The following is a 13,940-nucleotide window of genomic DNA, read 5'->3' as shown; positions in this document are numbered from 1 at the left end:
CAATCGTTTGCAATGTTAAACAATAAAATAGTCCATGCAAACAATTGCACAAAACTAGATGATGTAGTTTATTTGTTTTTATAAAAATTTGAATTAACTTCGGTCAATTTATTTTTTTAAAAATCCATCCCCTAAACTGATAAAACAGTACGAATTGCTAATAGGCAGATAATGAGTTTATCAGTCTTAGTAGGATCAAGAAGTAAGTATACATGAAAAAAAAGGAAGCACGCATCACCATAAAGGATATTGCAAAAGCACTCAATCTTTCTGCTGCCACTATATCCCGTGTGCTATCCAACCACCCGGCAATTAGTGAAAGCACAAAAAAAATAGTCAATGACAAGGTCAAAGAAATGGGTTTTTCGCTCGATCCTATTGCGTCTAGTTTTCGGAGTAAAAAAACAAAGTCTATCGGTGTGGTATGTCCACGTATAGACATCGATTTTCACTCCAAAGTAATCAGTGGTATAGAAGAATACGCCTATAAGCAGGGGTATCAAATTACAATATTCCAGTCCCATGACTCTTATATTAAGGAAACGGAAATCGTGCAAATGCTCGAAAACTCACTTGCAGCAGGCGTAATCATCTGTCCGGGGCTGGAAACAAAACGATATGAGCATCTCAAAAAACTCGGAAAATCAAATATACCCCTAGTCCTCTATGACCGAACCAGTGAACAGCTGAAAGCAAGTAAGGTTATTATCAACGACTTTGAAGCCTCTTATAATGCAACAGTTCACCTGATACAACAGGGCTGTAAAAACCTGGCGCACATCGCCGGGAATCAAAATGTAGATATTTTCAAATCGAGACTAGCAGGTTTCAAAAAGGCACTGGAACAGTATAAGCTCCCCTTTCAGGAGCAATTTGTCAAGGAAACGAAGAATCTGACCTACGAAGAAGGTAAAGAGGCTGCGGAAGCACTGCTCCTAAACACACCAATACCCGACGGAATTGTATGTGCCAATGACTATACGGCGGCAGCGGCATTAAAGGTATTTCGGAATAATGGCATCGCAATCCCTGGAAAGGCGGCAATCATCGGCTTTAGTAATTATCCAATCTCTTCTATCCTAGAACCGCAGATATCGACCATCGATGACAGCGCCTATGAAATGGGACTAGTAGCAGCCAAAATACTGATCCAACAAATAGAAGACAAAGAAATGCAGGTGTTAGACTATCAGGAGATCATCATCAAAACAAAACTAATCGTCAGAGGTTCTTCTGACCGGAAGCAAAACTAAACAACCAGATTATTATACTACAAGAAAGCCCCTTTTATGGGGCTTTCTTATTATGATATATCTCCGATGTACTACTTGGCGGATTCGACATCTAGGCTTATCGGAAGACTGGAATCTCCATGTTTATTAAATGCTTTAAACACTAAATTACTTTTGTATGGGATAGCTCCTGTATACAATGTGCTATTCCTATCCGGAGTATTGCCATCCGCTGCATAACGCACCTCAAAACCAGGAAGCTCCATGTTAACATAGATCTTACCATCGATTTCTTTTACGCCAGGGGTAGGTATTCTAAAACTAATACCGCCATACAGAAAAGGTAAACGTTGTAACTCCTGTAGTCCTACAACAGCAAAAAACTTTTTCAAAGCGTCTTGATAACTCGGTCCATTACTAACAGTTTCGGTTTCCCAGGGTCCAGCCTGTGCCCAAGCGCGTTCACTAAAGGCTAACAACCGCGGAAATATCATGCGCTCCATTTGCTCTTCGTCCTTGATGGTCTCGGACCAAAGTAGTGCCTGAATACCTACTATATGCTGCTTCCCTTTTTCGGTTAGCTTCTCTGCTCCGTTCAACACACGATCAGGCAGTGTTCTTCCCAGCCAGTCCTGCTTTTGGTTGTGCAGATAATCGAAAGGAATAAAACTAAAAGGCTTCTCTAAATCTATAAAACCACCCCAGTAGAAACCTTGCTCACTAAAACGCTTGTAATAAGCCATATCCATATAGAAGTTACTAACGAAAGAAAGCTTCACTTTGTATCCTGCATTTGCTAGACGATAGGCTAAATCTTCATTTCCACCAAGGTTGTTCCACACGTTTAAATGAACATCACTATCTTGCAATCCCGCAAAAGGAATCCATTTTTTCTTTCCATCTACTATAACTTTTTCCATACCAACCTCTTCCCAGCCAGACAGCAGCAGGTCTCTTTTTTTCAACATCTTATATAGGATATCAAAATGACGTACCCAAAGATCTGCCGTCTCTTTAATCGCTGGATTTTCCTTCTTGAAGTTTGCAAAGGCAGGAGAATGTTCCCATACACCATTCGGAACTTCGTCTCCACCGAAGTGTACGGTCTTCAGTTCGACGCCCGCTTGCTTGTACATCCCTATAATATCGTCTGTCACCTGCTCCAAAAATATATAAACCGAAGGGAGCGACACATCCATTACGTTATCGTTCCATTTCTGAACAGACCTATAGACGGATGAATCTCCGGCCGACTGCAATAAGTATTTGGAAGCTTCCTGCTCTTTACCTTGTGTCATTAATCGACGGTAGCGTACATTCATGGCCTGTATAGCGGCACGAGCATGCCCAGGTGTCTCCACCTCGGGAATAACCTGTATATGTCTGCGCTGTGCATACTTAAGAATATCCATAAAATCCTGTGCTGTATAGTAACCACTAGCCCGTGGATTATCTAAGAACGGACCTGAACCATAAGACGGTGGCAACCAGTCATTCTCTTTGCCTGCCTCCCAATGCCCTCTACGGGAACCTACTTCTGTAAGCTCAGGGATAGAAGGGATCTCTAAACGCCAACCTTCGTCATCATTCAAGTGAAAGTGCAGGGTATTCAACTTGTAAAGAGCCATCATATCGAGCATTTTATAAATCTGCTCCTTTGTCTGAAAATTTCGCGCAACGTCCAACATTAAACTTCTGCTCCCGAAACGAGGCTTATCTGAAATCTGTACGAAGGGCAAAGTAATACCCTTTGTATTCTTAGGGTCGTAGCATGTGGGATCTACTAATAATTTTAAAGACTGAATCGCATAAAACATGCCTGCGCCGCTACTGGCCGAAAGCTTAACACCGCTTTTTGCAACAGATAACTTATATGCTTCATCTTCCAACGATTTATCTTCGACCAACTGTATTCCTTGTTTACTTGCACTTGTTGAGGAAGCGATGCGGCAGGACAAACCAAATATATTCCCCAACTCTTCTGCCAATAGCGTGGCTTCGCCTTCAAAATGCGGTTCATAGCTGATGGTTACGCTCTTACCAAGGTCGTAACTGCCTTTTCCCGGTTGCACAGAAACCGGAGTAGGCAGAATACTAACTCCATCCAGTCGCTTCGTCCACTGATAACGTTCATTTTTATCATAGATCATCTGTGCGTTCATTTCCCGGTCGCCTCCAACTCTGTAGAATACTTTTTCATCCTTGGGAAGAAGGGCTTTGACTGCTGGAAGTTGTTGCAACTGTCCATTGCCCCAATCCAGATAAAAGCCCTGGGGAGCATCGTTAAAATTAACAACCCACGATTTGGAAATCATCGTGTACTTTACTTCTTCTCCTGGTGCCAACACCTTTCCTTTTACATTGGGCTCAAAGTAAAAGTAATCTCCATTAATATGATGCACATCCAAAGACTGATGATTGTCAACTGGTTCTGCCAATCTTATAAAGTTAAAATATAGCTTCCACCCTTGCCACGGAAATGGCTTATCACTGACATTTCGGATAATCAATTCCGATAAAGCCTGCTCTTTGCCATCATAATTGTTCAGCAAAGGCTGCCAGCTGATCTGAAGCGGTGATTGTCCAGCCGTCTGCGCTTTGCTATCTTTTACCTGCCAGATCAGACAGGTTACTATCAATAAGAGTTTAATTTTCATCCTTACTATTTTTTTTATTCATCACTCCTTCACCCCTTATTTTTGAGAGGTAGTTATTACAGTGATACCTACCAATGTCCATCAGGACTAAATATTTTCTAGCGTTCCTAATCTATTAAGACGAGCCTCTAATAGTTTTATCTTACTTTCTCTAAGCTCATTTTCTTGTTGTATTTCGGCATTATACATCCAATCACTATTCAGCTTAGCAAATGCCTCATCTAGATTTTCGAGACGTAATGTGGCAATTACCCGTTTCATCTCGGGTAACTCACTTGAGGTAAACTCTGGACTATTCAAGCGCATCTCTACCTCCATGTAGGTCAGATAGCGCAATCTGATCTGTGACATCAGCACATAGTGTTCGTATTCGTCTTTATTCTTCTTAGGTTTAAGTTGTTTAAACTCCCGCAATACCCACTCGGCGCTATCTTTCATCGTTTTTACGGAAACCGAAGCAGTACTCACCACCCCTTGATTAATCTCATAAGGATTGGCTTTTAAAGCATTCCAGAATTTCGTCGCATCATTTCCTCCAAAACCATAGTGCTTTTTTGCATAGCTAGCCACAAAGGTGTCTATATCCAGAGCTTTGTGCGAACGTAACGACTCAAAATAAGCCTCTATCAAAATATTAAAACCGGAAAGTGGGTATACGCGTCTTATCGGATAGAGCTCCACGATGTCTTTAGGACTCTCCCAAGTGGTTCCATAGAGGCCAGACGTAGACCAAGAAGTCATTATGATTCCTTTATAACCAAAGGCTCTTGCCTGTGGAATGAAATCTCTTATGTTTTTAAAATGCTTCTCCCATTGGGTTAGGAAATAATTATCGGGGTGACTGCGCAGCGAAGGCGCTCCCCAGATTTCGTAGCCCGAATTCAGTAGATTGCTGTGCTTGCCAAACATATTTACATCCCACCCGTAATTCCAGTCGATAAATACGGTCTCTTTGGGAATCCCTTGCAAAGCATCTGGGTATTTCATCGCGATGTCTGCCCATAAAACAGGTTTCTTGCCCAAACCGACGACAATCTCACACAGTAACTTAATATAATCTCCATACAAGCGCCCCTTTCCTACTGCCGCAACTTTCGCTTGAGATTCTTTGGAATGCCCCAATAGGTAAGTTTCATCTCCCCCGATATGGATGTACTCGGAATCGTGCGTGCTAATCATATCCTTGTATAGGTCTGTAAAAAGAGCTCTGGCCAATTCCTCCCGAAGGGGGTTAATCTGAGAATAGTCTTTCTGATCTTCCCTCAATTCCTTGTAGCGGTAATTTCGCAAGATGTATTCGACATGGCCAAAACTCTGTTGCAGCGGAATGACATCTATCCCCAAATCCTCACAATAAGCAACAAACTCTTTTACCTCATCTCGGGTATAGGCAAATTGATTCGGTATCAACGGATGGTTTTCAAAAGGATAAGTAGCCTCCCATTCCATAATCAGGGTATTGATCCCACCATCGTGGAGTTGCTTGGCAAACTTTTTTAGAGCAGGAATCTTCATTACCTGTACACGAAGGTCTAAATGAAACCCACGAACAGTAAAATCCCCTGGCACCTGTGCCTTCAAGGCGCAAATTTGTACCAAAAGGAATAAAATAGCACTTAATATATACTTTTTCATATCTATTGTTTTTTACCGAAATAGCTAAAGTCCGGTATTTATTTCACTTCAATTTATTAGACTGACGCCGTAGTGCGCTCATACCTCACCTGCCCCTCTACGATGGTCATATATACCTCCAGGTCTTCATCAAAAACAACAATGTCAGCGTCTTTGCGCCGCTGTAGACTACCTTTGGCATCGCTGACACCTAGAATGCGAGCAGGAGTCTCCGTTATCATCCGTACAGCTTCTGTAAGTGGAACGTCGGCCAGTTGCATGTAATTTTTGACCAATTGATTGGCTGTTGCAACACTCCCGGCAAAGGCCGATCGGTCGGGCAACTTGGCTACTCCCTCTTCGACAATAACCGGCAAGCCGTCTGCAAGTCTCCCCAATACGCTAGGTCCCTCCGGCATCGCCGCCGCACGCATCGCATCGGTCACTAAGGCAATATGTCTAGATCCCTTGATTTTATAAATGAGTTTCATCAACGAAGATGGCACATGAACACCGTCGGCAATAATTTCTACATCCATATCATCGAGATAATAGCCTGCTTCAATGACTCCGGCATAACGCTTTGCGTCTTTGCGGACAATAGTCGACATAGCCGAATAAAAGTGGGTGGCTAGCCGAAAACCTCCTTGGAATCCCTCTAAGATCTCTTCAAACAAGGCGTCGGTATGTGCCAATGCAGGAATCACACCTTTGGATTGGAGATAGCCAGCAAAAGGTAATGCTCCCGGCAATTCTGGAGCTGCGCTCCAGCGCACGATATGGTCAGAATAGGCCAATATATCGCGGTACTCTTTTTCGTCGGGATTGCGGATGTACTTAGGATCCTGCGCGCCACGCTGCCCCATCGACAGGTATGGTCCTTCTAAATGCAGCCCCAACCAAGATGAACCTTTGGTGTTTTTGGGTAAAGCCTCCTTATAGACATCCATCACGGTATAAATATGGTCTTTCTCCGCAGTAAGCGTAGTGGGGCACATGGCCGTTGTGCCATAACGAACATGGGTATCCGATACTTTTAAAAATGCCTCTACCGTACCGTCCATAAAATCGGAACCACCACCGCCATGTACATGTATATCGATAAAGCCTGGTGAAATATACTTCCCATTCAAGTCGATTCGGCGTACATCTTCACCGACATCCAGAGTCCCCTGTCCTAAATGAACAATCTTTCTATCCTCAATATAGAGGTATCCCTTTTCGAGAATCAAATCAGCAAAAACCAGAATACCATTTTCTAATAACAGCTTACTCATGCAGGCAAAATTTAGCTTTAATCAAAAACGTTTACGTACACAATGATATAAAAAACATATTCAACCACAAAATCCGACATGCATTTTAACAGTTATTTTTTCAAAAAAGTTGGTCACTATAAGTTATTCTTTTAGAGAAAAGGAAACGAAAACACAGTTTTCCCCTCTTTATCCTCTCTATTTTGTTTCTTGTACCAATCATGCTACATAACGTCGTAAAAATAAGGAGCACAATAAAAAAGGCTCGGTGTCACCGAGCCTTTTCCAGTATAAATTCTATTCATCACTAGTTTTCTAGCGTTTTGTCTTTATTACGCTGAAATGCAAAATAAACCATAACTACGCTTATTGCCATAAGCACAAATCCTAAGAAGAAAGGCGCTCCCGAAAATTGAAATGGAGCTTCATCGTGGGTAAAGTAATAAAACAGATTGGTCATCATGGGCGGACCTATAATTGATGTAGCACTTATTAAACTGGTCAAAGCTCCTTGTAACTCTCCCTGTTCATTAGATGGTACGTTCTTAGAAATCACAGACTGCAGTGCTGGTCCACAAATCCCACCAAGACAATAAGGGATAAGAAATACAAACATCATCCAACCCTGATTCGCAAATGCAAACAACAATAAGCCTATTGCATAAAATGTCAGTCCATAATAAATGTTCTTCTCCTCTCCAAACTTAGGCGTAGTCCAACGAATCAAACCACCTTGAACTAAACCCACAACTAACCCCAGAACACCAAGCGATATACCAACCATCCGTTCCGTCCAGTCAAATTTATACATGGTGAAGAAACTCCAATTGCTCTGTACCGCATGAGCTCCGATATTAACCAAGATTAAGGCGACAATCAATCCTGATATTTCGGGATGCTTTCCCAAAAACTTAAAGGAACCAATTGGATTCGCGCGTCTCCAGCTAAATGGCCGACGTTTTTCTTTATCAAGACTCTCGGGCAATATAAAATACCCATAAATAAAATTCACCATACACAAGCCAGCTGCAGCATAAAAAGGTATCCGGGCACCATACTCACCCAAAACACCTCCTATGACAGGGCCGATGATAAAACCCAAGCCAAATGCTGCTCCAATCATTCCGAAGTTCTTAGCCCTATCCTCGTCAGTCGAGATGTCTGCAATATAAGCACTGGCCGTTGAGATACTCGCTCCAGTCAGCCCCGCGATAATACGCCCTACAAATAACCACGAGATCGTAGGTGCCAAGGCCAGAAAGATATAATCGACAGCAAACGCGAATAATGAAATCAAGATAATAGGTCTTCTCCCATACTTGTCACTGAGATTCCCGACTACTGGCGAGAAGATAAATTGCGTAGAAGCATAAGCAAATCCCAACCAACCACCATATTTGGCAGCTTCGCTGATATCACTATGAATAAGCTCCTCGATTAACTTGGGTACCACAGGTATAATAATTCCCCATCCGGTAATATCAATCAATAACGTAATGAATATAAAGCCAATAGCTGCTTTTTTTGTTGATTTTTTCATATAATAAAATAAAACCAAGATAAGTAAGCAGGACTTTTCATTACTGATACATTTCTAGGCGCAAAATTAAAAAGGTCGCTAATGTAAGAAAAACGCTTGATAAAAAAAGAACCGAAACGATAAATTTTCAAAAAAGAGCGTAAGAAAAGCTCCGGTTGTCAAAATGCATATCAACAACCGGAACCGAGGAAATTGCAAAACAGATTGCTTTCAAAAAATAGAAAACAACCTTAAATTATAGACAACACTAAGTTAGCTGATCTAAGCACGAAAAAGATGGTACGTATTATAGGAAAACAGACACATTTCAAATATGGATTGCTATTCCTGAATCATAAGAGCCAATAATGCTTGGTAGTAATTTTCCATAAGAGCCTCGTTTCCGTCGAAAAACAAGTAAGGCTCTATCAGCTCGAGCTCCATCAGCCGGAATCCCCCATTTACAATCACACCGTCAACACGGGCATACAAAGTTTGCTGCCCGACGGCATCGATGTATCTTTTTGCCTCAGCAACATGTATGGGATTAGGATCTGGATAGCTAATGCGACCACCATGATAATGCTGCACCCTAAAGTCTCCAGACTTGGGTGTTTTCAACACACAGTGACTATAGACACCATTGAAAAACAGGAAAGACCACTCTCCTTCTTCAATCTCATCGACAAAAGGTTGTGCAATGAAATCTTCGTTAGTCAACAATAGATTAATATCGTCGCGATAATTCTCGTAATTCGTGCTATCAATCACTATCGTATTTTGAGCGCCAGCGCTCACACAGGGTTTCAACACCAAGCGATCAGTATATAGATCATTGAACAATTGCTCGTTAAAAAACTCCCCCTTCTGTAGATACTTTGAAGCAATAACCGGAAGCTCTCTCGAGGCTATTTCCTGCAAATACTTTTTATGACTGTTCCAACGAATCACCTCTACGGGATTCAGCACACGGACACCGCTGATCTCTAAAGACTCCAACCAAGCTAAAAAATCAGACAAATGATTATGATAATCCCATGGGGACTTAATAATGATGATATTAAAGTCAGTCCAATCTACGGTATGGTCATTCCAGATTGTCGTGACCACATCCAAACCTCGACCTTTAAGAAACTGCAATAAATCTGCATCCTCATCTGTCTGCACGCCCTGTGCAAACTTTTCTTGTTTTCGATAACCTACTAATGCTATTTTCATTATGTACGATGAATAGAAGTTTTTATTTGGCAAATCTTTTCGTTCCGATGACACACAGAATAACACCTACTGTCACAGCAAGCATGCCCATACTGACTGTTTCCTGAAGCAACCAGGCTGCCAATGCCAGCGCAAGAAAAGGCTGAAGCAACTGCAACTGCCCCACCGTTGCAATACCTCCCTGCGCCAGTCCGTTATACCAAAAAATAAACCCTATAAACATACTGAATAAAGCAACGTAAGTCAAACTTCCCCAAGCGGCAATACTGACACCTTCAAAGGAAGCGGGCATATAGATAAAGAACAAAGGCAATAGAATAGGAAGTGAAATAACAAGCGCCCAAGAGATAACCTGCCATCCACCAAGGGCTTTTGTCAGCTTCCCCCCCTCGGCATAGCCGAGCCCGCAAAGAACAATGGCCCCCAGCATGAGCAAGTCTCCTATAGGTGATGCAGTACCTCCTTGCGCTATTGCATAGCCCACAACAAGCAGACTACCGATTGCCGAAAACAGCCAAAATATAGGTTTAGGCCGTTCACCTCCCCGGACAATCGCAAATACAGCAGTAGATACCGGTAACACCCCTAGAAACACAATGGAATGTGCAGAAGTGATATGCTGCAACGCCAAGGCACTCAATAAAGGAAAGCCAACAACTACTCCCAACGCCACAATAATCAGGGACACAAACTGCTTTTTGCTTGGCCGCTTCTCCTTGAATATCAACAAGGCTGTAAGAGCCAATACACCTGCAATAGTAGCCCGCGCAAGGGTTACAAATACAGGATCAAATTCTAATACAGCGCACCGCGTCGCCGGCAACGAACCACTAAATAACACGACTCCTACTAAGCCATTTATCCAGGCCTGTGCTGTACTACTGTTTACTTTGTCTATATATAATTCAGCCATACTCATTTGTTTTGACACAAAAATCGACAAGAAACACAAATAAACACAGTCACAGTTTTGGATATTTCAATAGACACAGTTATCTTTACAATACTAATTACGAGTAGCTAACGAGGATTGAACCGTCCAACATAGCACGCTAAAACTCAGTATATGAAAAAAGACTTTCTATACAGCGAAATCACTAATAATATCGCCAACAAGATAAAACTGGGGGTGCTCAAAGCCGGAGAAAAGTTACCTTCGGTACGAAAACTGAGCAGTCAGCATGGGATAAGTATCAATACGGCTAAACGGGTATTCCTAGAACTGGAAGGACAATCACTGATACAGCCCAAACCACAGTCGGGATATTTTGTAAGTGACCTGGCCTTTTTTAAGTTACCTCTACCAGAGACCAGTAGCCCAATTCCATTCGCCCAGAATCGAGAACCGGATGAATTGATGAATGAGGTCTATTCGACAATGGGCCGTAACGACCTCACCCTCCTTTCAATCGGGGTAGCATCGGGTAATCTCCTGCCACTGGCGAAACTAAAAAAGGAAATAATCCAAGCCACACGTGGACTAAGCGAAGGTGGCTCCGAATACGAACCACTACAGGGAAACATCAAGTTACGGAGAATGGTAGCCGCACGCTCATTGACCTGGGAGGGAAATCTTAAGGAAGAAGACCTCATTACGACCAACGGCTGTATGAATGCTTTGTCGCTGTGCCTAATGGCATTGACCAAACCTGGTGATACCATTGCACTCGAGAGCCCCTGCTATCCAGGCATCCTACAACTGGCTGTCAGCCTCGGCTTGCATGTCGTGGAAGTCGCGACGCATCCGGTATATGGCATAGAAATAGAAGCTTTGAAAAAGCTACTCCCTCAAATAAAGGTATGTCTTTTGGTACCCAATTTTAATACGCCACTAGGCTATTGCATGCCTGACTCCAGCAAAAAAGAAATTGTAGAGCTGCTTACTAAACATGAAATTCCACTAATCGAGGACGACACTTATGGCGATATTCACTTTGGTCCGGAACGCCCTAGATGCTGCAAATCATTTGACAAGGAAGGAAATGTACTATGGTGCAGCTCGGTCTCTAAAACCCTCGCCCCGGGATATCGTGTAGGCTGGGTCGCTCCCGGCAAGTATAAGGAGAAATTACTGCGGCTGAAACTAGTACATTCATTGTCCTCTGTAACTGTCGTCAATGAAGCTATCGCCAACTTTTTAATGACAGGTCGATATGACAATCATCTCCGCCGACTCAGCAAAACTCTTCAGGAGAACTACCAGCATTATGCTTTGGCTATTGCAGATTTCTTTCCTGTAGGCACAAAAGTGAGTCGCCCACAGGGCGGACTAACGTTGTGGCTTGAGCTTCCACACGAGATTGATACACAGACTCTATACCATTATGCATTAAAGAAAGGGATAAGTATATCGCCAGGCCGGATTTTCACGCTACAAGATCAATTCCACAACTGCTTACGCCTCTGTATCAGCTTGCCCTGGTCAGAACAACTCCGATTAGACCTTAAACAAATTGGAAGCCTAGCCAAAAGCTTGCAACAACAACCTCCAAGTTTGCGAACGGCAGGCCGGGCCTGCTCTTAATAATACGGCACTAATCGGAAGCTCATCTATCAATAGGAATTACATTGCTAAAGAACACAAAACTTCAAATAAAAAATAACGCTATGACTATAAAAGAATTACAGGGAATAACGAAACAATTTGAATACTATCGTATGATTGCTGAAAAAGCAATCTCATGCCTCTCAGAAGAAGAGCTCAATCTCAAAATAAGTACCGAAAGCAATTCTGTAGCCATGCTTATGCGACACCTAACAGGTAATCTTCTATCCCGTTTTACTGATTTTTTCACAGAAGATGGGGAGAAATCCTGGCGCAATCGGGACGAAGAATTCGCAGACGGGACATACGAAAAGATAGCACTGATCACGGAATGGAACAAGGCCTGGGAGGTATTATTTCAGACCTTGAAAGGTATCGATACAACAAATATTGAGCAATCTGTCAAAATTAGGAATCAAGAGCATACCATAGCTGAAGCGATATATCGTCAATTAAGCCATTATCCCTATCATATCGGGCAGATTGTATTCATTGGGAAACTAATCCGTAATCAGGACTGGCAGTCACTGACTATCGCTAAGAACAAATCCCAAGAATACAATCGCGATAAATTCGACAACCCAAACTCTGAAACTCACTTTTCTCAAGGTTATTTGGATAAGAACACCTAGTGTTCTTCAATAAAACGAGGCTTGGCGGCTTTCCTTCCAAATACAACCATAATGACAATCATCAGTAACAAGAAGTAAAAAGAGCTTTGCCAAGAGCTATCCCAATCGTGTATCATACCAAAGATAGGTGGCCCAAAAGCCGCAATAAGATAGCCTACCGACTGGGCTTTGCCAGAAATCTTAAGGGTACCATCCATGGTCTTACTCTTGAGGGAAAAGAACAGTATGGAAAGACTGAATGCTAAACCACTGGAGACACCTATTATAACAGAGGCTAAATAAATAAATTGAGTTTTCAGCAGCACTAACATAGCGATGCCAATAAACATCAATATCCCTACTCCATAAATCATCCATTGTTGGTCCTTCAATCTGGTCGCAATCACTGGACTGATAAATAAAACAGGCAGCATAGCCAATTGGATAATCAAAAGAACAACGCCAGTCTCCTCTTTAGCCATACCATAGTCAATCAAAACAATAGGCAATAAGGCGACCAGGCAATAGTAAACAAGAGACTGTATTCCCATGAAAATACTGATATACCAGGCTTGTTTAGAGCGAAAGACATTAAATGATGTTTGTTGCGTCTTCTTAGTGCTATTATTTGTCGATGTTTCTTTTTTTCCAAAGAAAGTTTCCACCCCAACAGCTAGCAACGCTAGTAGGGCCCAAAATATCCATATTCCCAAAGAGCCTCTCCACCCCATTCCGCTCCACGTTCCGATCGCGATACTTAGGCCAGAGGCGGTTGCGGCAGTCAGATTCATCGCTACAGAAAATACTCCAGTCATTATCCCTATTTTTTGAGGGAAAAGATTCTTGATGTACGCGGGTGTAGTAACATTGCCGATACAGATTCCTAATCCGATAAAAAATGATCCGATAAAAAGCATAGGCACATTACCGTAAACGCGCAAGTAGAGGCCAATAATTAAGAAAATGAGGGAATAGATCAAACTGTAATGTATATTGACTCGAACGGCCAGCTTACTGACGAGTACGGAACAGGTGGCAAATACAATTAGGGGAATTGACGTCAACAAACTCCCTTGCAGATTACTGAGTTGCAAAACCTCTATTATCTCACTTAACACGGGGCTAACAGCGGTTATTGGGGCACGCAAACCTCCTCCTACGAATATAATCACGGCTATACTAAGTAATAGCAGACTTACTTTATTTTTCATTTCTATACTAACTTTAGACATCCGACGATATTGTTCGGATTACAAAAGCAAAGTTAGTCATGGCATTTTTATTAACT

General features: G+C 42.3%; 10 protein-coding genes. 3 read left to right on the top strand and 7 right to left on the bottom strand.

The genetic code is table 11. The annotated features are described in order from the left end of the window. Positions 1 to 212: 212 nt before the first annotated feature. Positions 213 to 1,253 carry a LacI family DNA-binding transcriptional regulator gene (locus CLV99_RS02820; protein ID WP_133582971.1) on the top strand — a complete coding sequence of 347 codons (1,041 nt, stop codon included), beginning with the start codon at positions 213 to 215 and terminating at the stop codon, positions 1,251 to 1,253. Between the two features lie 71 nt (positions 1,254 to 1,324). Here the strand turns inward: CLV99_RS02820 and CLV99_RS02815 are convergent, their stop codons facing one another. The 6 genes from CLV99_RS02815 to CLV99_RS02790 all read right to left on the bottom strand — a co-directional run bounded on the left by CLV99_RS02815 (position 1,325) and on the right by CLV99_RS02790 (position 10,409). Continuing rightward, on the bottom strand, positions 1,325 to 3,889 hold the full coding sequence (locus CLV99_RS02815; RefSeq protein ID WP_133582970.1) for a family 20 glycosylhydrolase: 2,565 nt from the start codon (positions 3,887 to 3,889) through the stop codon (positions 1,325 to 1,327). A gap of 87 nt (positions 3,890 to 3,976) precedes the next feature. Continuing rightward, the gene (locus tag CLV99_RS02810) at positions 3,977 to 5,524 is read right to left on the bottom strand and encodes a beta-N-acetylhexosaminidase (RefSeq protein ID WP_133582969.1); all 1,548 of its coding nucleotides are present in this window, start codon (positions 5,522 to 5,524) and stop codon (positions 3,977 to 3,979) included. Positions 5,525 to 5,580: 56 nt separating this feature from the next. Beyond that, the gene (gene nagA, locus CLV99_RS02805) at positions 5,581 to 6,780 is read right to left on the bottom strand and encodes an N-acetylglucosamine-6-phosphate deacetylase (RefSeq protein ID WP_133582968.1); all 1,200 of its coding nucleotides are present in this window, start codon (positions 6,778 to 6,780) and stop codon (positions 5,581 to 5,583) included. Positions 6,781 to 7,066: 286 nt separating this feature from the next. Continuing rightward, positions 7,067 to 8,299 (bottom strand): TCR/Tet family MFS transporter, encoded by a 1,233-nt coding sequence (locus CLV99_RS02800; protein WP_133582967.1) that lies wholly within the window; start codon positions 8,297 to 8,299, stop codon positions 7,067 to 7,069. A gap of 321 nt (positions 8,300 to 8,620) precedes the next feature. Then, the gene (locus tag CLV99_RS02795; RefSeq protein WP_133582966.1) at positions 8,621 to 9,496 is read right to left on the bottom strand and encodes an ATP-grasp domain-containing protein; all 876 of its coding nucleotides are present in this window, start codon (positions 9,494 to 9,496) and stop codon (positions 8,621 to 8,623) included. A 22-nt stretch (positions 9,497 to 9,518) separates the two neighbouring features. Continuing rightward, on the bottom strand, positions 9,519 to 10,409 hold the full coding sequence (locus CLV99_RS02790; RefSeq protein ID WP_133582965.1) for a DMT family transporter: 891 nt from the start codon (positions 10,407 to 10,409) through the stop codon (positions 9,519 to 9,521). 153 nt (positions 10,410 to 10,562) lie between these two features. Here CLV99_RS02790 and CLV99_RS02785 point away from each other — a divergent pair, with 153 nt between their 5' ends. Next, positions 10,563 to 12,020: an aminotransferase-like domain-containing protein gene (locus CLV99_RS02785; RefSeq protein WP_133582964.1), complete on the top strand. Its 1,458-nt coding sequence runs from the start codon at positions 10,563 to 10,565 to the stop codon at positions 12,018 to 12,020. Between the two features lie 83 nt (positions 12,021 to 12,103). After that, on the top strand, positions 12,104 to 12,673 hold the full coding sequence (locus CLV99_RS02780) for a DUF1572 family protein (protein WP_133582963.1): 570 nt from the start codon (positions 12,104 to 12,106) through the stop codon (positions 12,671 to 12,673). Here CLV99_RS02780 and CLV99_RS02775 read toward each other — a convergent pair. After that, positions 12,670 to 13,863, bottom strand: a complete 1,194-nt coding sequence (locus tag CLV99_RS02775; protein WP_133582962.1) for a CynX/NimT family MFS transporter — start codon at positions 13,861 to 13,863, stop codon at positions 12,670 to 12,672. The genes CLV99_RS02780 and CLV99_RS02775 overlap by 4 nt on opposite strands. Positions 13,864 to 13,940: the final 77 nt, after the last annotated feature.

It is taken from the genome of Sphingobacterium yanglingense, assembly GCF_004363245.1.
GTDB lineage: Bacteria > Bacteroidota > Bacteroidia > Sphingobacteriales > Sphingobacteriaceae > Sphingobacterium > Sphingobacterium yanglingense.
The sequence above is the reverse complement of the archived record's forward strand: the minus strand, read 5'-3'. Positions and strand labels throughout refer to the sequence as shown.

Excerpts from the sequence above, each read along its gene's own strand:
- CLV99_RS02795 (WP_133582966.1), bottom strand. The coding sequence starts at position 9,496 with ATGAAAATAGCATTAGTAGGTTATCGAAAACAAGAAAAGTTTGCACAG.
- CLV99_RS02780 (WP_133582963.1), top strand. The coding sequence starts at position 12,104 with ATGACTATAAAAGAATTACAGGGAATAACGAAACAATTTGAATACTAT.
- nagA (WP_133582968.1), bottom strand. The coding sequence starts at position 6,780 with ATGAGTAAGCTGTTATTAGAAAATGGTATTCTGGTTTTTGCTGATTTG.
- CLV99_RS02820 (WP_133582971.1), top strand. The coding sequence starts at position 213 with ATGAAAAAAAAGGAAGCACGCATCACCATAAAGGATATTGCAAAAGCA.
- CLV99_RS02775 (WP_133582962.1), bottom strand. The coding sequence starts at position 13,863 with ATGAAAAATAAAGTAAGTCTGCTATTACTTAGTATAGCCGTGATTATA.
- CLV99_RS02810 (WP_133582969.1), bottom strand. The coding sequence starts at position 5,524 with ATGAAAAAGTATATATTAAGTGCTATTTTATTCCTTTTGGTACAAATT.
- CLV99_RS02785 (WP_133582964.1), top strand. The coding sequence starts at position 10,563 with ATGAAAAAAGACTTTCTATACAGCGAAATCACTAATAATATCGCCAAC.
- CLV99_RS02800 (WP_133582967.1), bottom strand. The coding sequence starts at position 8,299 with ATGAAAAAATCAACAAAAAAAGCAGCTATTGGCTTTATATTCATTACG.
- CLV99_RS02815 (WP_133582970.1), bottom strand. The coding sequence starts at position 3,889 with ATGAAAATTAAACTCTTATTGATAGTAACCTGTCTGATCTGGCAGGTA.
- CLV99_RS02790 (WP_133582965.1), bottom strand. The coding sequence starts at position 10,409 with ATGGCTGAATTATATATAGACAAAGTAAACAGTAGTACAGCACAGGCC.